Consider the following 22,211-nt stretch of genomic DNA (forward strand, 5'->3'; position numbering starts at 1 on the left):
TCTCTAACTGCCGGAAATATTGCGAATTCCGCTCGTTTCGGCACGAAAGCCATAAAGTTTTCGGAAATCGCGTCCCCTGTGGCGATGACTTCCCGCTTGGAAGTACGGAGGGGAAACGACACTTTCAGACGTCGTTGAACTTCTCGAGGGTCAGCACTGGGCGGGCCTTCGGTACGACACCTTCGTAAGGGAGACGCTGCAATGAATTCTGTCACTTCGAAATCCACGGGAACGGCACTGGTTCGTGAAGTTTCCAAGCTGCGATCTGGCCAGATGACCGCCGGTCGTTGCTGTCGTTCCTGTCGCCGCTGCCGAAGCTGTAACTCCTGCCGGTCCTGCCGCAGTTGTCGCAGTTGCCGTGGTTGCGGCTGCCGATAAGGCGCTGACTCGGCTGTTGCCGAAAACCTTGAACGCCATCCCTCGGACTGCTCGACATTGGGCCGTGTTCTCTGCGGAGACCGGGAATGTCCTTAAAGCCGAAAGAGGGTTTGCAATTCTGTAGCTACCGCTTCCATAATGCGGGCGGTAGCTATTTTTCTACCTCTGCCCTCAGATCCAACCCTACGGAAGGGATCGAAGCGATGATGCCCGCAATTGGCTACGCCGTCCGCCGCGAAAACCGGTTTATTCTCTCGGATCCCAAGCTCAACGCAGCCGAGATTACCTTCGAACATGCCGATCTACCGCTGTGGACCAAGAGCTTCATCAATGGCGATGACATCGACTATGTCGCCATCCATGCGCTCAAGCTTTCAGTCGGCAGTCCTGATCCTCCCGGCAAGGCCTATCTCGATGCGCTCAAGGGCGTGGCCATCGAAAACAATGCGACGGCGATCAGCGATCATCTCGGGTTCACCCGCGATGGCGAAGGCGGAGTCGAGATGGGACACTTCGCTCCGGTTCCGCTGACTCAACCCGCGCTCGACGTGGTTTGTCGCAATCTCGACTATGTTCAGAAGTACGTCGATCCATTCCCGTTTTACATCGAAACAATCGCCTACCTGTTCCAGCTCGAAGGCACAATGAGCGAGCCGGAGTTTCTGAAGAAGATGTTCCAGCGAACCGGCGTCGGCTGGCTGCTCGATGTCACGAATGTCTACGCCAACGGGCGGAACTTCGGGTTCGACCCCAAAGAGTTCGTGGAAGAAGTGATGCCGTACGCACCGCGGGTGCAGATGCACCTGGCCGGCGGCTTCTTCGACGAAGAACAGGGCCTCTACTTCGATACGCACTCCCAGCCCATTCCCGATGACGTCTGGGACCTTTACGAATACTCCCTGAAACTTGGGCAGGGAAAAGTCGATGCGGTCTTCATTGAACGCGATGCTGAGTTCCCCGGCGAAGAAGAATGGCGCCGCGAGCTTCACAAGATGTACGACCTCGCCGAAGGAACGTCGTCCAGTCAGGCGACCGTGAACAGCTGAGTTCAGTCCCAGGACCTTGCATAGACTGATTGATGTTTCCCCAGATCTTCCGCGGGTGCAACGATGGCTTCCACCGAAAAGCAAACCGATTCGACAAGTCCACAGGAGTTGTCTCCCGAAGCAGCCGAGCTGCAGTATCGGGACATGATTCAGAAAGTGGCCCGGGCCATTGCCGGCAACCGGACCGACGATGTCCTTCCCTACCTCGGCAAGCAATACGAGGCGAAGCACGTCGAGATGTTTATCGACGGGAACTTCGATAAGCGGATCGATGTTCTGATTCGGCTGATGCCGTTCGTTTCGGAGGATGAGGACTTCCCGAACTTCGAAGAACTGGCCGTCGAGTTCGCCGACTCACAACCGGTCGCCGCCTACGAAGGCAGTTCCGAAGAGTGCGACGCCATGCTGAAGTGGCTGGAAGAGACTCAGGACCTGACTCCCGAACAGGAAGACACGATTTCCTGTCAGCGAGCCCGCTATGAAGTCGAACGGCTCGCACGAGAAAATCGCGGAGCGCACGTCCGGTTTCAGGAACTGGTCACCATCGCCCCGACGCTGCTGCCGCAACTCGACCGGGGGGATGATCTCACGGTTCATCTCAATCCGATCATCAGCTGGTCCTGTCTCAAGTCGCAGAAGTTCTTGGACGAAGGCGAGCAACCTCCCGTTTCGGTCCTTTATTATGCCGATGAAGAGGAAGTCCGGACGGCGATGTTCGAGCCGGAAGGCCAGATGATTCTCGAGCGGCTCGCGAACATCCAGCCCTGCCCGTTTTCAACCTGGAGAACGATTTCCGACGACGCCGATGCCGCCCAACTTCGCGAATTCGTCAAGGGACTGGTCTCTCTCCGTTTGATCGCCTTCAGTTGAATCGAGCTTCGTGATGGACGCCCCCGCCGCGGCTGCACTTCCAGACGCCGATTCTCCGCTCACTCCCCCCTCCACCGTAACGGGCGAACTCTGGACGCTGCTTCAGCAGAATCGCGGGCCCGTCATTCTGGCCTACGTTCTGCTGATCGTCGAGAATCTGTTGAGGCTTTTGCAGCCATTTCTGCTCGGCCTGGCCGTGAACGATCTGCTCAGCGATTCCTATCGCGGCTTGTGGTGGTTCCTGCTCGGACATGCCGCTCATATGGCGACGCAGTTCTCCCGGCAGATGTACGACACCCGCGTCTATTCGCACATGTACGCGCAGCGGGTCACGCGGCTCGTCTGCACGCAACGGAAGGCCGACATTCCGACGTCCCGCGTCGCGGCTCGCGCCTCGCTTTCGCGGCAGTTCATCACGTTCGTTGAACAGCAGGTTCCCCGCATGGTCACGGCTCTCTTCTCCGTGATCGGGGCCATCGCAATGCTGTTCTATTACGACTGGCGAATCGTGCTCGCCTGCCTCTGCATCGCATTTCCGGTTTTTGTCCTGAACGCGATCTACAGTCGGAGTGTCAAAAAGGTCAGCCGGGATCTGCATGATCGCTGGGAGGACGAAGTCGATGTCATCGGTCAGGCGACCGATGAAAAGGTCGCCACACACTACAACTCCATGACCCGCTGCTGGGTCCGCATGTCGGATCTGGAAGCCCGCACGACAGGACTGACCGAGCTGTTCGTCATGGGGCTGATGGCCTTCGCGCTTCTCGTCGTCTGCCGAATTCCGAACATTCTGGCGGGAGATATCTTCGCGGTTTTCCGATATCTGATGATGTTCGTCCAGGGCATCGATACGGTCCCCCGCCTCGTCGAACAATTCGCCCGCCTGAAAGACATCGTCCGACGCCTGTAAATCTGTGCGGAAACGCGAGAGAAAACCTGAAAAACAGGGCTTCTGCGAGGTCGTTTCCCAAACCACCAAACGACTTGCAGCCCCCCGCCCGGATGACTATGATTCAGCCCACACACGGGATGTAGCGCAGCCTGGTAGCGCGCTTGACTGGGGGTCAAGAAGTCGCAGGTTCAAATCCTGTCATCCCGACATAACGCAACCTGTTTCATGGAAACAGGTTGCGTTTTTCTTTGGCCTCTGCGGGATGGCTGGATTTGCCCTCGGAGATACCTTTGGTGATACCTTTTTGTCGTTCTGTGGGACAAGATCAGTTGCACCCGTCGCAGCCGGAGCGACAGTTCGCCATAGCCTTCCCTGCTTCCAGAACCGTCCCGTCAGTACGCTGCTGCCGAAGACTAGCCCGGGCTCCAAAGGAGCTGGCTTCAATGGGGCCGGTCATGGTTAGACCGGATGACGGTGGATACCATCCGGGCCGGACTGGCCACGGAGGCGCTTCAATGGGGCCGGTCATGGTTAGACCGGATGACTACAGCCCGCCCGTGTACCAGGCGCCGGTCTACTCGCTTCAATGGGGCCGGTCATGGTTAGACCGGATGACCAGGACCCGGTCGACGTACTCGTACCGCTGCCAGTCGCTTCAATGGGGCCGGTCATGGTTAGACCGGATGACGTGGCTCTCAAGTCGTGCCTCAAGTGATAGAGTTACACGCTTCAATGGGGCCGGTCATGGTTAGACCGGATGACGGCGCGGGGGTGGAGTCGTGAGCGCGGGAATGATCGCTTCAATGGGGCCGGTCATGGTTAGACCGGATGACGCGGGGACCGGATTCGAACCGGCGACCTTCAGGGAATGCTTCAATGGGGCCGGTCATGGTTAGACCGGATGACTCGCTCGAAACGTCTCTTTCCTCGGTTCGACTATTCGCTTCAATGGGGCCGGTCATGGTTAGACCGGATGACAAGCCCTTGAGGAAGAAATCGCCATCTTCGTGGACAAGGCTTCAATGGGGCCGGTCATGGTTAGACCGGATGACCGATCGAACGAGCAGTCGACGCGGTGATTCAGTCCATGCTTCAATGGGGCCGGTCATGGTTAGACCGGATGACCCGGTCTCTGACCTGCCGGGTAAGTTGTTCGACTGGCAGCTTCAATGGGGCCGGTCATGGTTAGACCGGATGACGAGAATTTCACGCCATTTCGGCCACACGTTCAGAAGCTTCAATGGGGCCGGTCATGGTTAGACCGGATGACTAGTCCTGATAATGCTGTGTGCGAGGTAGAGTGCGAGCTTCAATGGGGCCGGTCATGGTTAGACCGGATGACCAGATGACCCGCGTGGAAGAGCAGCCGGCGAGCTGCTTCAATGGGGCCGGTCATGGTTAGACCGGATGACGCATCGGCGATTGATGGTCGCGTCGACAATGTGGTCGGGCTTCAATGGGGCCGGTCATGGTTAGACCGGATGACCGCAGGCGGTGAGCTTCAGCCATCTGCACAGTGAGTGCTTCAATGGGGCCGGTCATGGTTAGACCGGATGATTCACGGCTCACGGCTCACGGCTCACGGCTCACTCGGCTTCAATGGGGCCGGTCATGGTTAGACCGGATGACGTGCCCATCGGCGACATCGTGGTCTACACCGACGCGGCTTCAATGGGGCCGGTCATGGTTAGACCGGATGACGCGTCTGGCGTTTTGCATCGTCAATTGACCGTTTGCTTCAATGGGGCCGGTCATGGTTAGACCGGATGACAACCCGGCGTTGGTCAGCTATCTTCCATAATTTCGTGCTTCAATGGGGCCGGTCATGGTTAGACCGGATGACCACGACGGGCACGTTTCGGGTGGTCGACACGTACCCCGCTTCAATGGGGCCGGTCATGGTTAGACCGGATGACGATCTCCCGCAACCAACTGACGCCGATGATCTGCTCGCTTCAATGGGGCCGGTCATGGTTAGACCGGATGACGGGGATCAATCGCTACAACGGGCGACGGATTCCACGCTTCAATGGGGCCGGTCATGGTTAGACCGGATGACCGACTGGTCACGAGCATCCATTGCTGGAGCGTGCTGCTTCAATGGGGCCGGTCATGGTTAGACCGGATGACGGCGGGGGCTGGCGGAGTGCGCGATGTATTCCTACCCGCTTCAATGGGGCCGGTCATGGTTAGACCGGATGACCCGGTTCGAGCGGACATACGACGAGCGGAAGGGGTGGGCTTCAATGGGGCCGGTCATGGTTAGACCGGATGACACTTACTTGGATGGAGACCGGTTGGATATGTCGAATGGCTTCAATGGGGCCGGTCATGGTTAGACCGGATGACAATAACTGAATCACAAGGGCGATCTTGCACACCAGTGGCTTCAATGGGGCCGGTCATGGTTAGACCGGATGACCAGCACCTCGGCGGCTATGACGACTCGCTGATTTTTGCTTCAATGGGGCCGGTCATGGTTAGACCGGATGACCTGGATCGCATCCGGGAAACTGAAGGCTATCGACCTGGCTTCAATGGGGCCGGTCATGGTTAGACCGGATGACGCTGCAGTCCGAGCACGGCCAGCTGTTGCTGAGCCTGGCTTCAATGGGGCCGGTCATGGTTAGACCGGATGACATTGTTGAGCATAAACCGGAGACGCAAAGCCGCACGCGCTTCAATGGGGCCGGTCATGGTTAGACCGGATGACATTATCTGACGTTTCGCAACCGTAGCCCGCTGCTACGCTTCAATGGGGCCGGTCATGGTTAGACCGGATGACATCAACTAAACAAGCATCAGGATAATGATGGTTATGCTTCAATGGGGCCGGTCATGGTTAGACCGGATGACGATAGGCAAGAAGTGTCCCCCATGGGGGAAAAGCCAGCTTCAATGGGGCCGGTCATGGTTAGACCGGATGACTTTGTGGTGATCTGGATTTTCATGCGATTGCCTCTTGCTTCAATGGGGCCGGTCATGGTTAGACCGGATGACGAGCAAATGCGAAAGCACCTTCGCGAGCCCCTTGATGCGCTTCAATGGGGCCGGTCATGGTTAGACCGGATGACAGGGAGACAAGGAGGCTGAAGCCCGGCTCGCGATCGGCTTCAATGGGGCCGGTCATGGTTAGACCGGATGACGATTTTCAGGACGGACTCACGAAGCGACATCCCCTTGCTTCAATGGGGCCGGTCATGGTTAGACCGGATGACTGGGAGCCGCGAAGCTCCGACAAACAGGTATTCCGGGCTTCAATGGGGCCGGTCATGGTTAGACCGGATGACATTGTTCGAGCAGTTGGTGCCGGCGAAGGGGGTGGCGCTTCAATGGGGCCGGTCATGGTTAGACCGGATGACATGCCGACGATTCGTAGGCCACGGCGTAGCAGATCACGCTTCAATGGGGCCGGTCATGGTTAGACCGGATGACAAGAAGCGGATTGAACGGTCTCGTGAGTGGCTGTGGGCTTCAATGGGGCCGGTCATGGTTAGACCGGATGACCCCGGGCTTCGGAGGAGCGTGCATTTTCTTGCGAATGACGCCGGCTTCAATGGGGCCGGTCATGGTTAGACCGGATGACGAAGCGGACTTCAGCGATCGACGCGATGATATTGGAAGCTTCAATGGGGCCGGTCATGGTTAGACCGGATGACAAGCGTAATCCTCGCTCCGTGCTCACGCTCTCAACAGCTTCAATGGGGCCGGTCATGGTTAGACCGGATGACCACCCAGGCGCCGAGCGAGATAAGACAGGACATCATGCTTCAATGGGGCCGGTCATGGTTAGACCGGATGACGATTGCCGACCAGTCCATACAGGCAATGATCATTGAGCTTCAATGGGGCCGGTCATGGTTAGACCGGATGACACCTCGATCTTGTGGAAGTTGCCCGCTCCGATTTCGGGCTTCAATGGGGCCGGTCATGGTTAGACCGGATGACAGGGATTGATCGGCTGCCCAAACTCATTCACGGCCTGCTTCAATGGGGCCGGTCATGGTTAGACCGGATGACCTGTCTGGCCACCCAACCTACTGTAGCCCGTGAGGCCCAAGCATGCTTCAATGGGGCCGGTCATGGTTAGACCGGATGACTCGATGTCAACGGGAGGAAGTATGATCAGTGCCGTTGCTTCAATGGGGCCGGTCATGGTTAGACCGGATGACCAGAGAGTCGCCGGACCGCACCCGCAAATTGAGCTGGGGCTTCAATGGGGCCGGTCATGGTTAGACCGGATGACGCTCGGCTGGCAATACCTCTGGCCGCGCTACGGCACGCTTCAATGGGGCCGGTCATGGTTAGACCGGATGACGAGTAGCCGACCAGCCGGCTCCCCTCAATGACCCCATCGCTTCAATGGGGCCGGTCATGGTTAGACCGGATGACGAGGCGAAACGACACCTCAAGTATGACGCTGACGACCGGCTTCAATGGGGCCGGTCATGGTTAGACCGGATGACCGCCCGCGTCCTTTGTTCCTAAAAACAAAGGACTTACAAGGCGGTTTGCGAGGGGTCCGGAGATGAGTGCTCTCAGAGGGTTACTCATCGTATTGCCCTTTTCGTTACTGATTGCCAAAGAACACATTAGAGCTGCGAGGACTGACAGGGATTTTTGAGGCACCGCAGCTCTCGCCCGGCATTCTGAGCCGCATTTTACCACGGTTCGCGACTATCGTGAATGATCTTCTGTCAGATTCAGACAATCGTTGCGGCTCGGTCGGGGATCAAGCTTCGTGGCTCTCCCCAGAATTCAATGCATTCGTCGCCACGGCCTTCGGTCGGACCCAAGTCGACGATCATGACTCGGTCCTGATGAAGGTTCATCACTGGCCAAAGCTGGTCCTTCAGGCTCTGAAGTTCCATGTCGGACAGTTCGCATCGAAAGACGGAGTACTGCACCGCGTCTCCATGTCCGCACATCGCTTTATAGATTTTGCGATAACGTTTTGGGCAGACAATATCATAGGCAATCAGGTAGACGCTGCGCATGGGGAACCTCGCAGAAAGTCGAATTTCTATCGTGTGACGAAGCCGGGATATTCCTCGATCTCTCCCAGCAAATAGCGGGCGAGCAGCCGGGCCTGGACTTCCAGAACTCGGCGATAGCTCACTTTGTAGCCGAAGATGGGATGCGTGATCTCGGTGTCCATCCTGCGTTCAAACGCAGCGATCACACTTTTGCGACCGGCGTCCGTCAGGGCAACCGCACCTGCTCGTGCGATGAACGAATCCTGATTAATCTCTCCGTTGTTGAAGGCCATCAAGGTCACCGAGTCGGCGATCAGCGGACGGAACTCTTCGGCCAAGTCGAGAGCGAGCGAAGGCCGGCCATAGCGGGGGCGGTGTAGAAAGCCCAGCATCGGGTCGAAGCCGACGGAATTCAACGTGACTGTCAGTTCCTTGGTGAGCAGGCTGTAAACGAAGGAGAGCACCGCGTTCACGGGATCTCGCGGCGGGCGACGATTGCGACCGTCGACATCGTAGTGTTCGATACCTGAGATCATCGGAAAGAATTTCTCGAAATAGCATTTTGCGGCCATCCCTTCGAGCCCCAGGAGCGTCTCGGCTGAGTCGGCCCGCAGTGCTCGCTTTCGGTACTCCGCCAGATTGGCGATAACCGGATCATCCGTCGAGCCGAGTTGACGTCGCAGTAATGTCCGGCAGTTCTTGATCTTTCCTGCGATGAATTGCCTGGAGATGGTCAGAGCGGCTTCGGGGTCGTCGGCCGTGCGAAACTGGCGGATTCTCAGTTCCACGTTCTTGTGCGACAAACCCGTCGTGATGCCGTGAAACCACCCGCCATAACTCTTGTGAACGATCGGGATGGAGCGGCGGTTGAGTTCAGCGATCACCGCTCCCGAGAACATGACGTTGCCGTATGCGCAGACCTGCGAGACGTCGAGCAGACGCACGCTCGCCAGTTCCTCTCCCTTCAGCTTGATCGTCACACGGTCACCCGACTTGCCGACGAACGCTCCCTGATGCTGGATATAGAGCGGCAGGGCCTTAGATTTCGCCGGAAGAAGTTTGCGAATGCGGTTGCCATCGGGAACTGATTCTTCAGGGGCACGGAGGAGGTTCGTTTCATCGGGAAGACAAATGCCGACCAACGAGCAGCGCGGACATTTGGGGCTATCCTCCAGAGGAGGCGGAATCTGCTCCTCCGCCGCGGCCTGTTTGAACTGCACGATCAGTTCACGAGTGCGAGCGACCAGTGCGTCATCAAAGGGAATGACGACTCTCCGCTTGGAGGCAATGTAATAGAGAACGCCCTGTGACGACTCGAATCCGTTGGCGCGAAGCACCAGTCCCTGGGCACACAGTTGCACCCGCTCCGGCTCCCAGGACTGTTCCGGATTGTCGGGAACCTGCCCGCGTTTGTAGTCCACTGGAGTGGCAACGCCGCCATCGAGTTCCAGCAGATCGAGTTTGGCGACGATTCCGTCCGCGTCGGAAGACAGCGTGATCGACCTCGCGTGAATTGAATCGCCATTGGCAGAGTCACTTTGGACTTCGTCTCGGTCACCATTGTCGTTCGACTTCTTACGAGCAGGAATCGATTTCCGATCCGGCTTGTCGACATTGCGATGCCCGAAGGTGCCCTCCATGGTCTCGATATTCTCGGCCCATTCACCTTGAACCCATTCGAGATAACCGAGCCGCGGGCAGTAAGTGAACTCGTTGAGCATCCGAACCGGGATCAGCTGATTCGCATCCTCGGAGCCACTGGAAGTTGAAGATTGGCGAGCGGCGCCAGGGGTCGCCGCCGTGGAATGAGCCGTCGAGGACGACTGCGGATCGGACGGGGAGATCATCGGAAACCATAGGATTCAGTCCGGGGCTCAGCCTCACGACTGCCTCAGCTAGACCACGGCGAGTTGGCCTCACCCGCCCCGATAATCCGTGGTCGATTAGCCTCCCTGAGGATTGGAATACAGCCGGTTCGCTAGCACGGCTGCTTATTGAGGAGTATACCTATGAATCCGAGTGAACAGAAGAGGATTCTTCCTCCGAGTGAGAATTCACAGCGATTTCTGGAATGAAGAGACCGAGACCGAAGTGGGAGGCGTATCCCAGCGAGATTGGACCGGAAACGAGTTCGGAGAATCGAAGTGTGAGGCCGAATGCACTGGCATTGCCTCTGCGTCCTCCACCGGATCTCCGCTCTCGGCGAAACTTGAGGACGGGAGCACGGGAGTTGCCCAGTCGCGAACTTCTCGGTAACAGTCCGACCGCGGTCAGCTTTGAGGCGTGATTCTGCAGCCAGCTTCTGCGACTCAACTCTTTGCGAATAATTCGGAACAAATCTTTTTCGCAACGTATGACCTCGCCGGGATCATCAAGTCGATATTGGCGCCGGAGTCGATCAGCGGGAACGAAGGGAGTGAGAGAAGTCCAAGTCGCTGCTTGAGCAAAAATGGGTGACTCGCCCTTTCGCTCGTCGACCCCACCGAAATCTTCGGGATTTCCGAGACCGATGAGGACGTATTGCAGATCGTGCCCATCGCGGCCCCAGGTCCTCCGCAACGCACGAAGGGCTCTTTCCGCCCGAGCATCGAATGGAATGTCTGCATAGAGACTGACCTGCGTGACTCTGCCCTGCGGATCATCATTGGATTCACAGAAGATATGAGCATGTTGATGTCCTTGAGCGATTGCGCTATGTCCGGAATCTGTATCTCGCCCGATAAACACCTCTGCTCCATCGGAAATCTTGATCAAAGCCTGACGAACGCGCTCAGCCAGAAACAATGCTTCAGTGAGTCTGGGCCGGACCGCGCCAGCGACGGCAAAACGGGCGGCAGTCATTGGCTTCAACTGACTTGACCGAAAAGTGATTCGTGGTGGCTCAGTCTTCTTGTTCCGGACGTATGGAATCCATTCGCTTCCTGGCGGTCGATTCCACCCCGCCTTGCGGAGATCGCTGGTGTCCCTTTGCAGCGAATCGAAAAGGTCCACAGGAACCGAACTCTCAAGCTGTTCAATGTCCTTCCTGGTGAGCTTGGCGGTCTCCGAGGATTTGCCTTTGGAGATGGCATGAGCTTGTTTTTCCGCCAGCTTGCGAGACTTCAGGTCCGATATGTACTGGGATCTCCACTGTTGGTACCCATCGAGTCCGGCGGGAGCGAGCAATCGCACGAGTTCCTGATTCGGGCCGACGCTGGCTTCAGCAAGCGGCTTGGCGTCTGCCGTTTCGCTCCAGTCAGCAAGTGTAGCGAAGACCCAGGATTCGGCCCGCCCCAAATAGGACATCGATTCAAGGAGACAAGTGAGAAGCTGGCGGAGTGAATCGGGCAGCGTCACATCAGGCCAGTGAACGAGGACCGGGCTCTCCGGCGATAGGGCGATGAAGGTATCGAAGATCTTGGTCCTATTGTGGCTGGCAATCGGCATGTAGTGACGCGTGTGCCCCTCTGATGTCAGGGGCAATCGATAGACAGGTAAAGCCATTCCGAGGGTTGAGATCAGCTCCCGCATGGCTTCTTCGGGGACGTCATGATGCTTTTGGTGCCAGACCGCGATGAGCGCCCTCAGAATCCGCCAGGGAGCGGGCGGCCATTCCACAGCGCCTTCGTTGACTTGCCGTCCCCATGGAGTCGCATGCCACTTGCCGGTCGGAAATCGGAACTCGATTGTCAGCATGGTTACTTCTTATAGGTGACTTGAGTGACACGAGGTTCAGCAAACGAATCCGCGGCCGCTTCGATCAGGCCGGGCAATGCCGCTTCCAGATCCGAAAGTTGAGGAACCTGGAAATCAGCCGGACGCTTGACGATGATTTCCCCTTTTGGCTCTAGATCGCAAGCCGTTCTGAGACGAAGCCCTTCAAAGAGGAATCGCTGAATTTTGAAGAGCGACAATGTGATGAGTAACTGTTCGATCGCTTCACCGAGGCCGTATCCCCGCAGTTGTGCCAAATCGAGATTAAAATAGGCCTTGATTTCCGGAGAGGCGAACTCTTCTCGATGGAACGGAACATTGCCGAAGCCTTTCTTCGCGTCACCTTGAGGATCATGACTGTCGTTCTTTACGCCTCCAGAGGCAACAACCTCGACTCGCTGAGCTTCAATGAATGACGATAGGACTCGGGGTAATCGCAATCGACCACCGGCCAATTCCTTCTTCGCAAGAAACAGCCCGTGGATCAGCGAGTTGGGATCGTATTTCGCGACGACGGCTGCGAGCTGTCGGATGTTGACTCGCCCAGTTTCGAGCCCTCCGAGGTCACTCTTGAGCTGATCAAAGAATGCTCGGTCTTTGCTTTCCAGAAAATAGGGACTATTGATTCGGTGGGCCTCAAGAATTGAGTTCGTGATCATTTTCCCCGCTTCAGATACCTGAATGTAGGGCAGCCCCTGCAGCGGCTCAATCAGAGAATCAGCACCTTCATCCCAGCAAACAGCTTCCAGTCGATTGGCCATCGACTGAGCGGATTCCACCAGTAGACAGGGAATCTCGCTTCCATCGTTATCAAATCCCCGGAACGTGGCTGCTCCCAAGTCAGGAAATCCCGTCGGTTGAAAACGCGATCCCTGAACCGGTTGAAGCGGAACTTCCATGAGCAATCGGGGCTGCTTTTCAAGGGCGGAAAGATCAAGTGACATGAAAGACTCCTTGGTGGTGATACAAAAGAGGATACGTTTCAGGCTTGCGACGTCGCTGTTACTTCCAATTCGTCCCGATCTTGTTCTCGCTTGTGCCGAGCGAAGATTGATCTGGCAAGTTCGTTTTCATCCCGGTCGGAGATCGGAAACATCAATGCAGCCGTGATGCGACTCAAGCGATTCGCTGGAACGAAGATGGTTGAAACTGCCGTGGGAAATCCTGATACGAAGAGGCGTCGAGCCGCCATTTGCGTCGCTCCGGCGCTGTCGCCGGCCAGTGCTCGATGGATGATCTGCGGCTGGAGCCGGATCGTCCGGTCTTCGAGTTTTCGATCCAGGTGGCAGAGTTTGAATAAGGAATAGGCTGCCTCGGGGGGCGGACCAGCAGGTGAGTTATTTCGCGGAAGTGAACGCGGATCGAAAGTCTTCCAGTTGATCAGGATCAGTCCACGAAAGAGGTCCTGAATGCGACGATCGTCGGTCTTACCGTTGATAAAGGCCGCGATATCTTCCAGCCGAGCTTGGAACTTCCCGCTGAGCGGGGCAACGAAGTCGACATCACCTTGTGCTTTACCGTGCTGTGTAATCTCGATAAGTCGTCGCCGCAATACCGCATTGAGGTTGCGGACCAGATCGCCGCCGGTCCAGACGAGACTCGGTGAATCGGCATTCTCTTGCCAGCGTGCGTAACCGCGACCGTATTGTTCAAGATTGACGGGTTCCAGATGTTTCCGGATCGGCCCGATGGTTTCGTGCCAGACACTCGCGAGTGCCGCCGCGAGCCGAAATTCTGAGCTGTCATCGCGAGCATGGAGAACCCACTCTGGGCCCAGGAGAGGAACGGGCGTTAATCCACTGCCCTTCTCTCCAACACGAAGTTTGGAGGACTGAGCGATTGTCGCCTCAGCGGCCCCTAACGCCATCAGAAGTTGTTGAACAATGGTTGGCTCAGGTCGCTGGCAAAGTTTGAAGATCGCCGCTTCGACCGTTCGCAGAGCGCGGCCAGCGGCTGCCGGGGCGTTCTTGTTGCTGGCTGCTCGGCGGAATCGTCCCATCCAGTTATCGAGAGGCGCGAGGAGTTCCTCGACTAATGGCTGCGCACGAACATCAAAACGACCCAGCGGTACGGCGAGAAAGGCCAGGCCGTTTCGCTGATGAAAGCCGTAACGCTGAAATTGACTGATGCCTCGGTCAACGCCCAAGGTGGAAATGGCCCGAGCGAAATCGACTCCGTTCTTCGCGCGTCGACGGTTTGTCTCGACACGTCCTTCGGCTAGCAATACAGAGATGGTGGAGAATGAAGCCGGAGTCTGCCAGAGCGGTAACCACATTTCTGAGCGGGCCGCTCCTTCATCAGAAAGAGATGCACTTTCGTAACCCACGCCTGCTGGCCGTACGCAAAATGGATAAGCGAGTGTTCCCATTTGCGATTCTTCGAGCTTCTTGACCGACGCGGCCGCAAATGCGAGAGCCCCTTCCAGCATCAACACGTAATCCCAGGAATTGACCGTGCTCGATCCATCAAAGCCGGTCCCGTTGTTTGGACCACCAAGATTTCCGGGGTCGAATTGTCCTATCGTGCCGGTGTGCCGAACGGATGCAGTGTCATTGAACAATGCTTCAGACAGTAGAGGCATGTTATTGGAATGTGCTGATCCCGGAAGGATGGCCAGTAGATGCTGCATGTAGTTGTTGGTAAATTCCAAGCGGCCATCGTTCCCACCGGTACCCAACAGTGGGGGATACTTGGGGCCTTCGGCTGTGAGCAGATAGGCAGCATCCAACCACGGGAGTAACTCATCCGTCATCGTGTTTCGGCAGATTTGCAGCAGTCGAGGTTTCTCTTCATCGCGAGGCTTCTCAGCCAACCCTTGACGCTCCAGAAGTGTCTGGCAGTTCCTGATTGCGGTTTGGAGGCGAGCAAATTGGGCGGTGTCAGTGGCGAGGATCGATTCCAAAGCCGTTCGGTTGTCCTTCGGATAAAAACCGCTTCCACCATTCCAAGGTGCGATCAGCGGTGTGGGGGAATACTGATCAAGAAAGAACCGTATTAATCCGTCCCGATCCAAACTTGAACGCAGCCGAAAGGTATCGTTTTCCCACCAGCCCTGTGCACGACTCCCCGGAATCTGTTCCGAGACGAGCCGTAAGATTCCCAACGCTTTCAGGTAGTGAGCCAGTGGTGTAGGAGCGCAGCCGGCCAGTTCGAGCTCGTGAAACGTTTCTGTCATCGTTGATCTCCTCGTGCGCTCGCTCGCCAGTCGGCCACACGGACCAGCGTTTCGAGAAATGCCAGCCGAAACGGGCCATAATCGTCTCGGAGCTGCAGCGTTCGCGACAGCCAACTTGGATGAACTTCTTCGTCTTTGTCGACGTGATCGCCCAGTTGCATCAGCGATAGATCGATGCTTAATGGTTCAGAGACTTCCCCATCACCGAGATCTATCGCGGGAAGCGCGTCGCCATCCCAGATTCCACGGGCAAACAATCGCTCGGGCTTTTCTTCAGACTGGGGCGGCTTTGTTTCGTTCGGCATGCTGCGAATGCTCAGCCGCACTTTTCCATGATGAGCTGCGATCAGATATGCGATCAGGTTCGTCTCATCTGACGAGCGATGCTGCTGAAGATAAGCCAGCGAGCTGACTAACTCGTGCCGGAATCCTCGGCGACTGAATGTCTGATTGTCTTCGGTAACCGCATATCGTATGCGTCCCGAGGGCATTCCTGACTTGGCCCAGAATTCATTATCCTCTAGTTCTGGATATATTCCCCGCAACGCAGCCTGAAACGCCGCGTGAGCTTTGCCAACATCGTGCCAATGAGCCGCGGAAATGATCCTGCTCCAGGGAATGGTCTCGTCCCAGTCGGCTTCCTTAGCGTCTCGCAGTCCCTGTGCTTCTTCCTTCACGTCCAGCACGTGCCGCTGTAGTGACACGCAGGCTCCAGTCTCTTCCTGATCCATAGCGACCATTGTTGCCTGTGCTTCTACGCCAGCTTGCTGGTCCTCCGACAATTCGCTTGCCGGCAGGCGATGTTTCAGATCTCCCGTCCAGCCAAGTTCGCTGTCGTATCCACCTGCGGATCGGTGCAGCAATACAGTCTGGCCCGGACGGGGAGATCGACATTCTTCCCAAATCCCTTCCAGTGGATTCCAAATCCAGGCAAGGTGCTTGGTTTTCTCCTCCTTGTTGAGCAAGCTCAGAAACGTCGCGAAACCAGCAATGGGAACGGAGCAAAGCTCCTCGCGAGCAGCCTCGGGACTGAGTTCCTTTCCTGCCACCTCTGGGATACGTTTGGGATTGGACTTGGTCAGATCCCAATCACGCCAGTAGACCTGCAGATCCTTGTCTTCGGTCTCCCGAATGTACCGAGACACATCAAGATCGTTGCCGCTCAAATCGGGTGTGGTATCGAACAGTTCCAATACATCCTTGCGACGAATGACATGCACCAGCGGTGTGATTTCTTCGACATCGATCTCGGCCAGCGATTGCGGACCGGCATCTGAAATCTGCTTGAGTGACTGACGGGCCAGATCGAGTTCTTCAGCGGTGTACGGGAGAAGTTCATTGGGTTTCGTCCGGGCTGTTTCAATGTCGATCCAGTCAATCTGAGCAGCTGGCATTTTTGCGATCCCGCAATCCCCGCGACGATTGCAGCGACCGAACCGCTGTACCAGGGACGACCAGGGGGCGAGTTCCGTAAACAATGTCGTCCCCGAAAGATCAACCCCTGCTTCGATGGCTTGGGTTGCCACAAGGATGCGACCTCCTTTCGGCATCTCTTTTTCGTTGAGGGCGATCCGTTGTGTCTCTGCGCGATCCTCGGGGCGAAACCGTGAATGAATCAATCGGACATCGGTCTCGGCCTGCTGTCCGAGTCGCTTCTTGATCGCGGAAAATACATCCTGTGCCCGCGAAACTCGATTTAGGACGACAAGCGTCAGCGTTTGCGGCTGATGCCTAGCCGTAATCAACTCCGCCAGTTCTCCGGGATACTTCTTTTGCGACTTCGCATCTCCCAACAGCGTCACAGTTGCCTGTTCGAGCGGCTTGGCAGCGGTCATCAGTTTCTGGACGTACTTGCTGCTGAAATCGTCCTCTTCCAGAGTTTCCGTCCGCCATTGACCACCCGCAGGCAGAGGATGGTCGACGGTGGTCAGCGATTCGGGACGGAGGGTTGCCGACATCCACAATGTTTGACATGAACCGTAAGTCTGCAGGCGATCTCGCAATCCCTGCAATTGGGCGGACGTCGTCAGCCCCGCACCCATCAGTTGGGTTTCATCGAGGACCCACAGACAATCGTTATTCAGCAAGGCATACTGCACCGGCCACTGGTAACGACTCATTCCATAGCCGCGATTCAACGCCCGCGACAGCAGCATGTCCTGGGTGCCGATCAGGATGGCGTCTCGCTCGGGATGCTTGTACCAATCGCCGTCGTCACTTCCGCCCATCAGCACGTGCAGGCCGATTCCACCCTTCGAAGCGTCAGACAATTCATGAGCTTCCAACCATTGCCTGGCTGCAGACTCAGTCTGTTCAACGAGAGTCCGCATCGGCAGGCAGTACACAAGCCGCCGGGGTGTGCTGGAACGCACAGTCTCGGAATAACGTCGCCGATAGATCCAACTCAGAATCACCGCCGCCGTCTTTCCCAATCCTGTCGGAATATGCAGGACTTCCGGCCAGCGCTCTCCAAGTGCCAACCGTCGCTGAAACGGATAAGGACGATTCCCAGTGGCTTTCTCGAAGAATCCATCGAACATCGCTGCTGTTCTTTCTCAGGTGCATTTTCAAGGTGATCATGAGGATAGTTAGAGATGGTTGGAAATGCCAGCCATGGTGGACAGAAGGTCGCTCGCTCTGGTTGCCGACAGAAGGCAGATTGGCAATCCTCAGTGCTCACCCTTTTGTCTGCTTACGGCTTATTCGCTCCGCACTTGCTGATCAATGGGACAAAATGAGAGCACGGTTGATCAATATGCTTTTCAGCCTGCAGACGTGGACAACACGAAACCGGATCGTCTCGAAGTCGATTCGATCGGGTCGCTCGTTCGCGAATGGACTGAGTGTTCGGCCGGGAAATCGACGAATGTCAGCAATTCGTCGCGGTCTTTCTAGCTTGCCCAGTACGTTGGCGGTCTTGCGAACGGTGCACCGCTGCTATTTGGTTTCCGGGTAGAGGTTTCTCAGAGCCGCCCGGAAGCCAAGGGCTCCGTCGGCGATGGTCAGGGCCAGCGAGATCTCCAGCCCGCGATGCTTCAGATCCAGCAGCAGTTCATTCCAGCTCTATTCGCTTTCTCAATAGCCATCCTGGAGAGCCAGCAGTTGCCTATTGGCATCGGCCGTAGCCCCTGCGATCACCAGCATCCATCGCATTCTATTGGCGTTATCTTCGAGCCGGACCTTCACGTGAATGCCGTCAGCCCGAATGTGGACGTACTGCTATTCCGAGAGATTCCACTTGCGCCACTCTTCATACTCAAGGCTCCTACGGGATTGACTGGAATTCGTGGTGGCTCCACAATTCCAATGTTCTGGCACCGCAGAATAAGAGCGGACACCATGACAGACGTTATCCCATGATCTGCCGAGGGACTGACAACGCAATTAACAAGTCGTTCACGCTCGCAGATGCGGGCGTGAACCAGATGTTGATTGCGTGGTTGCCTGTTTTTCAGGGGCGAAAGCCCTGTTCAGTAGGTCGCCAAACGCCGCGATTTTCCGTCGAACGGCCCCCTTGCGGCTAAATCCGGCCCGAAAATGCGGCATGTAGAGGTGAGAGGATCCGCTTAGCATTCCCGGCACCGGTTGATCGGGAAGGCATCCGATCGCATGGCTCTGTGACGCCCTTGAACCTCCCGGGAGAAGGAAGCATCAATGAAGATTCACCACGTGTCTTTGTTACCCGGGACGGTCCCGTACACGCAGTTTCCGGACGATCTCGTCGAGCGTTTTCAGCTGGAGTCGAAGCTGGTCTATGTGCTGCCTCAGAGCCTGATCGGCCATCTGCAGCGGATGCCTCCCCTGCTGCTGGATGACGCCGCGCTACGGGCCGAAGGACAGCTGTCGCAGTTTGCCGAAGAACAGAGCGCGGGCGCTTTCCGGTGCATGCAGCCAGTTCACTATCCGTACCTCGGCCCGAGCGAGGTCGAGATTTCCTCTGCCATGACAGAGAAGTTCGCCAAGACCGATCCTGAAGGGGTGGCCAGGGACCTGGAAAAGAAACTGAGCCATGCTCGGCGATATGTCCAGGGATACCTGGGCTGGCTGATTCGTCAGCGGGAATTCTGGACCGATCTGGATCACCTCCGCGAGGCGAAAGCAAGTTCGTCAGGCTACGAACGGGTGACACCAGTGTTCTCACGAGTGAGTGGAGGAGAGGCGATGTCGGCTCCTCCGCCACGCATCGGTCGGGAGCGGTCGTTGTGTGAAAAGTGGAGACTGCAGCGGCTGGAGAGCTTCGATCTCCCGTTGCCGCTTGCGCCTCAGCTCACCGCCGCGAATCCTTACAGCCGCACGCCGCCTGGGGCGATCGCTCCCTTCATCCCGGATATTTATCCGATCGAGGGGAGCGGGGAGACGCCGCAGGCTCTGGAGGAAATCCGCCGCAGCAGCATTCAATCTCATCTCCGGGAATGGAGCGAAATCATCGCCACGAATTCGCGGCTCAAACGAGAGGTGAAAACCCTTGCTCGTCAGTTTCAGCTGCAGCACTTTCTCCGCGTACTGAAGAATCGCTATCCCGAGCAGCTGCGGCGGAAACAGGATCTGCTCAACGAGATCTTCGCTGTCGAGTTCTCGGTCAGTAAAGCGACGATCCAACGCGACGTCAGCGAATTGTCCTTCGTCCTGAAACGCCCCTTGAGTGCGCTGTTCTGAGCAAAATCCGTTCGCTAATACGGACCTCTCCTTGATACCGCATATGAGTCGACTCATATGCGGTATTTCCATTTTCAGAAATCGATTGAACTCCCTCTCGAATCGTCCACGCAGCCACACCCATCGACCGGCGAAGAGTCATCCGATCGAGGTCATGGGGACGCTGCAGGGATGGCTCATTCGAACTTCTTAGGCCCGAGTGACTTGCTCGCGCCTTTTTCCATTGGCTTCGAAGAACACGCGACACGCGTGATGAGGGAAGGAATCATGAGCTTTTCAAACAACGCGCTGCCGCCTCCAAAGAACGGCCTCCATTACGTCGGCTTGGGTGTCTGCCGGATCAGTACGATCCATCAGGACGAGAAGAGTCTCGACGACCAGTTCGCCCTGTATGGGGACTGGGTGAAGCAGGAATATCCCGGCGAAGTCCGGCTCGAGAAAATCGCGAGCCAAGGGAGCGGGGAACGCGTCGATCGGGTAGAGCTCCGTGAGATTGAGGACAAGATCGAACTCGGAGGCGTTGACTTCATCATTGCCGAAGATCTCGGACGGATTATGCGTCGTGTCGAAGCGATCCTGTTGTGCGAGCGGTGCGAAGACAGCGATACCCGGCTGATCGCGATCAACGATCAGGTTGATACCTTCCGAGAGGGCTGGCGTCAGAATGCGTTCTTCGCATCCATGCGTCACGAGAGCTCCAATACGGACACGTCGAACCGGATTCGCCGCAGCGTCCGAAATCGCTTTTCCAACGGACAGTTGCCGATGCGGCTGATCCCGGGGTACGAAGCCGACACGAACTCGGCCTTGGACTCGGAAGTGCGCAAAGTCCCTTCCGCTGAACCGGTCTACGACGAATGGTTCACCCGTTTGGAACGTGGAGAGACGTTTGCCCGGATTGCCGACTGGTTGAACGAGATCCGCTTTCCGTTGGGGCCTTACAGGAACAAGACCCAGTGGACTGGCACACTCGTCGGACAGGTCACGCGAAACCCTCTGCTCAAGGGGGTTCGCGTTCACAACGTCCGCAAGATGAAACGCATCAACAAGACCGGCCGACGGAAGTCCGTGCGTGCCCCTGAGCACGAGCGGCTCTCCCGGGACGTTCCGCATCTCGCGTTCATTGATCCGGAGCGTTACGACCGTGTCCTGAGCATTGTTAACCGGCGGAACGCCAAGTACCGGAACGGGATTCAGAACGCCGTGAATACCAGCCCGGGGCGCGCCCGCCGCGATACCCGCTGGCCAGCTCAGCATGTTCTTTGCGGCGTCTGCGGACGCAAGTACGTGCTGGGCGGACATGGGGTCAAGGATCGCATGATGTGCGACGGAGCCCGGCAGTACCGCTGCTGGAATTCGATGACCGTGGATCGCCCGGCACTGGCTCAGGGCGTTGCCGAACAGGCCCGTCTGGCGATCACGAACCTGCCGGAGTTTGACCACGAGTGGACCCAGCGTCTGCAGGCCGAGCTCCAGCAGGATCGCGAGCGGCTTGGCGAAGAGTTGCAGTGTCTCCGCCGTCAGCAGACGAAAAAGACGCAGCAGATCCGCAACCTTACCCTTGAGATCGCCAACGGTAACGCCAGCTCGTCACTGCTGGCCCTGCTCAATGAATTCGAAGTGGAACTGGCCGGCATCAATGATGCAATCTTCTCTCTGGAGCAACGCCCCGCGACGTCGGCGGTTATCCCCTCGGCGGATCATGTGCGCCGGATCGCCCTGGAGTCCTTCGAGTCTCTGGCATTGAACTCGCAGGAGTTCGGTGAGTGGATGCGTTCGGTGGTCCATGACTTCTTCATCCTGCCGTTCCGGCTCGTTGACGGGGGACATATTCAGCCGCGCGTCGTTTTCCAGTTCGACTTTGGTCGCGCGGCGGACGTGGAACTCCCTGAGAGCCTGATCGCCACGCGCTGCGAAGTTGACCTGACAACTGCTCCACTGCGCGTTGGCCACCGCAAGCGAGTCGTAGAACTGCGTGCTGCTGGGAAACTCTTTGATGAGATTGCCGCGCAGCTGCGGATTACTGACACGGCTGCCCAGCAGGCCATGGCCCTCCATCGTCTGATGGAAAGCCTGTCCCTGACCGATCCCTGGCAACGGGTGACATCGGCTGAGGACACAGGAGACTACTTCAAGCGTCTTACAAACCCGCGATTTTCCTTTTGTCCGGTGCCGGGATTCGTTCCGCCGCACTGGGAGATGTCGCCGTAGCGGGCGATGACTGATTAATACCATTTTTTCGAAAGCCCCCGGCGTCTCAACGCCGGGGGCTTTCTTCGTTGATGGAGACCTCTTATGGCACTCAAAGAAGCTCCTCCGCTGGTCGACAAGATCCTCGACATCTGGATCAGGGATGTGGCGCAGCGGATTCGGATTTTGAACGAGAATAAAGATCGCGGAAATGAAAACTCGTCCCAGAAACGCAGTCGAGCTAAATCAGCACCAAATACGCGGCAGGTAAACGTGAAGGACTGATTTAGCTCTTGGAACGGGCTGGGCGCCTTCGGCGATTGAGGCCCCTGATG

12 protein-coding genes, 1 tRNA gene, 1 pseudogene and 1 CRISPR repeat array are annotated in these 22,211 nt (G+C 57.0%); of the genes and pseudogenes, 7 read left to right on the forward strand and 7 right to left on the reverse strand.

Annotation, left to right across the window (positions count from 1 at the left end; genetic code table 11):
- Positions 1–581 precede the first annotated feature (581 nt).
- The 4 genes from L1A08_RS10885 (at position 582) to L1A08_RS10900 (ending at position 3,393) form a co-directional block, all read left to right on the forward strand.
- Positions 582–1,424, forward strand: coding sequence for a multinuclear nonheme iron-dependent oxidase (locus L1A08_RS10885; protein WP_238756422.1), 843 nt, complete (start codon positions 582–584; stop codon positions 1,422–1,424).
- Between the two features lie 63 nt (positions 1,425–1,487).
- Entirely contained in the window at positions 1,488–2,294 is an 807-nt protein-coding gene (locus tag L1A08_RS10890; RefSeq protein ID WP_238756423.1) for a hypothetical protein, read from the forward strand.
- A 13-nt stretch (positions 2,295–2,307) separates the two neighbouring features.
- Entirely contained in the window at positions 2,308–3,204 is an 897-nt protein-coding gene (locus L1A08_RS10895) for an ABC transporter six-transmembrane domain-containing protein (RefSeq protein ID WP_238756424.1), read from the forward strand.
- A gap of 115 nt (positions 3,205–3,319) precedes the next feature.
- Positions 3,320–3,393 (forward strand) — tRNA-Pro (locus L1A08_RS10900).
- 230 nt (positions 3,394–3,623) lie between these two features.
- Positions 3,624–7,652: a CRISPR direct-repeat array (repeat unit 36 nt; unit sequence GCTTCAATGGGGCCGGTCATGGTTAGACCGGATGAC).
- A gap of 237 nt (positions 7,653–7,889) precedes the next feature.
- On the opposite strand, the gene cas2 is transcribed toward L1A08_RS10900, so the two are convergent.
- The 7 genes and pseudogenes from cas2 to L1A08_RS23125 form a co-directional block, all read right to left on the reverse strand.
- Complete coding sequence (gene cas2 / locus L1A08_RS10905) at positions 7,890–8,183, reverse strand: CRISPR-associated endonuclease Cas2 (protein WP_238756425.1); 294 nt, start codon at positions 8,181–8,183, stop codon at positions 7,890–7,892.
- Between the two features lie 26 nt (positions 8,184–8,209).
- The gene (gene cas4g/cas1g / locus L1A08_RS10910; protein ID WP_238756426.1) at positions 8,210–10,009 is read right to left on the reverse strand and encodes a CRISPR-associated endonuclease Cas4g/Cas1g; all 1,800 of its coding nucleotides are present in this window, start codon (positions 10,007–10,009) and stop codon (positions 8,210–8,212) included.
- Positions 10,010–10,169: 160 nt separating this feature from the next.
- A complete protein-coding gene (csb2, locus tag L1A08_RS10915; protein WP_238756427.1) occupies positions 10,170–11,837 on the reverse strand; it encodes a type I-G CRISPR-associated protein Csb2 in 1,668 nt (555 codons plus the stop codon).
- 2 nt (positions 11,838–11,839) lie between these two features.
- Positions 11,840–12,799 carry a type I-G CRISPR-associated RAMP protein Csb1/Cas7g gene (gene cas7g / locus L1A08_RS10920; RefSeq protein ID WP_238756428.1) on the reverse strand — a complete coding sequence of 320 codons (960 nt, stop codon included), beginning with the start codon at positions 12,797–12,799 and terminating at the stop codon, positions 11,840–11,842.
- A 38-nt stretch (positions 12,800–12,837) separates the two neighbouring features.
- The gene (cas8g1, locus tag L1A08_RS10925; RefSeq protein ID WP_238756429.1) at positions 12,838–15,030 is read right to left on the reverse strand and encodes a type I-G CRISPR-associated protein Cas8g1/Csx17; all 2,193 of its coding nucleotides are present in this window, start codon (positions 15,028–15,030) and stop codon (positions 12,838–12,840) included.
- Positions 15,027–17,570: a type I-G CRISPR-associated helicase/endonuclease Cas3g gene (cas3g, locus tag L1A08_RS10930; RefSeq protein WP_238756430.1), complete on the reverse strand. Its 2,544-nt coding sequence runs from the start codon at positions 17,568–17,570 to the stop codon at positions 15,027–15,029. The genes cas8g1 and cas3g overlap by 4 nt, the downstream gene beginning before the upstream one ends.
- Positions 17,571–17,834: 264 nt before the next feature.
- Positions 17,835–18,288 (reverse strand): annotated as a pseudogene (locus L1A08_RS23125) (transposase); the annotation flags it as partial.
- Between the two features lie 396 nt (positions 18,289–18,684).
- Here L1A08_RS23125 and L1A08_RS10935 point away from each other — a divergent pair.
- From L1A08_RS10935 to L1A08_RS10945, 3 genes are all read left to right on the forward strand, one after another.
- Entirely contained in the window at positions 18,685–19,686 is a 1,002-nt protein-coding gene (locus L1A08_RS10935) for a hypothetical protein (RefSeq protein ID WP_238756431.1), read from the forward strand.
- A 267-nt stretch (positions 19,687–19,953) separates the two neighbouring features.
- Positions 19,954–21,897 (forward strand): recombinase family protein, encoded by a 1,944-nt coding sequence (locus L1A08_RS10940; protein ID WP_238756432.1) that lies wholly within the window; start codon positions 19,954–19,956, stop codon positions 21,895–21,897.
- An 84-nt stretch (positions 21,898–21,981) separates the two neighbouring features.
- Entirely contained in the window at positions 21,982–22,161 is a 180-nt protein-coding gene (locus tag L1A08_RS10945) for a hypothetical protein (protein ID WP_238756433.1), read from the forward strand.
- Positions 22,162–22,211 lie beyond the last annotated feature (50 nt).

This window comes from Rubinisphaera margarita, assembly GCF_022267515.1.
Lineage (GTDB): Bacteria > Planctomycetota > Planctomycetia > Planctomycetales > Planctomycetaceae > Rubinisphaera > Rubinisphaera margarita.

Excerpts from the sequence above, each read along its gene's own strand:
- L1A08_RS10890 (WP_238756423.1), top strand. The coding sequence starts at position 1,488 with ATGGCTTCCACCGAAAAGCAAACCGATTCGACAAGTCCACAGGAGTTG.
- L1A08_RS10935 (WP_238756431.1), top strand. The coding sequence starts at position 18,685 with ATGAAGATTCACCACGTGTCTTTGTTACCCGGGACGGTCCCGTACACG.
- cas8g1 (WP_238756429.1), bottom strand. The coding sequence starts at position 15,030 with ATGACAGAAACGTTTCACGAGCTCGAACTGGCCGGCTGCGCTCCTACA.
- L1A08_RS10895 (WP_238756424.1), top strand. The coding sequence starts at position 2,308 with ATGGACGCCCCCGCCGCGGCTGCACTTCCAGACGCCGATTCTCCGCTC.
- cas3g (WP_238756430.1), bottom strand. The coding sequence starts at position 17,570 with ATGTTCGATGGATTCTTCGAGAAAGCCACTGGGAATCGTCCTTATCCG.
- cas7g (WP_238756428.1), bottom strand. The coding sequence starts at position 12,799 with ATGTCACTTGATCTTTCCGCCCTTGAAAAGCAGCCCCGATTGCTCATG.
- cas4g/cas1g (WP_238756426.1), bottom strand. The coding sequence starts at position 10,009 with ATGATCTCCCCGTCCGATCCGCAGTCGTCCTCGACGGCTCATTCCACG.
- L1A08_RS10885 (WP_238756422.1), top strand. The coding sequence starts at position 582 with ATGATGCCCGCAATTGGCTACGCCGTCCGCCGCGAAAACCGGTTTATT.
- cas2 (WP_238756425.1), bottom strand. The coding sequence starts at position 8,183 with ATGCGCAGCGTCTACCTGATTGCCTATGATATTGTCTGCCCAAAACGT.
- L1A08_RS10940 (WP_238756432.1), top strand. The coding sequence starts at position 19,954 with ATGAGCTTTTCAAACAACGCGCTGCCGCCTCCAAAGAACGGCCTCCAT.
- L1A08_RS10945 (WP_238756433.1), top strand. The coding sequence starts at position 21,982 with ATGGCACTCAAAGAAGCTCCTCCGCTGGTCGACAAGATCCTCGACATC.
- csb2 (WP_238756427.1), bottom strand. The coding sequence starts at position 11,837 with ATGCTGACAATCGAGTTCCGATTTCCGACCGGCAAGTGGCATGCGACT.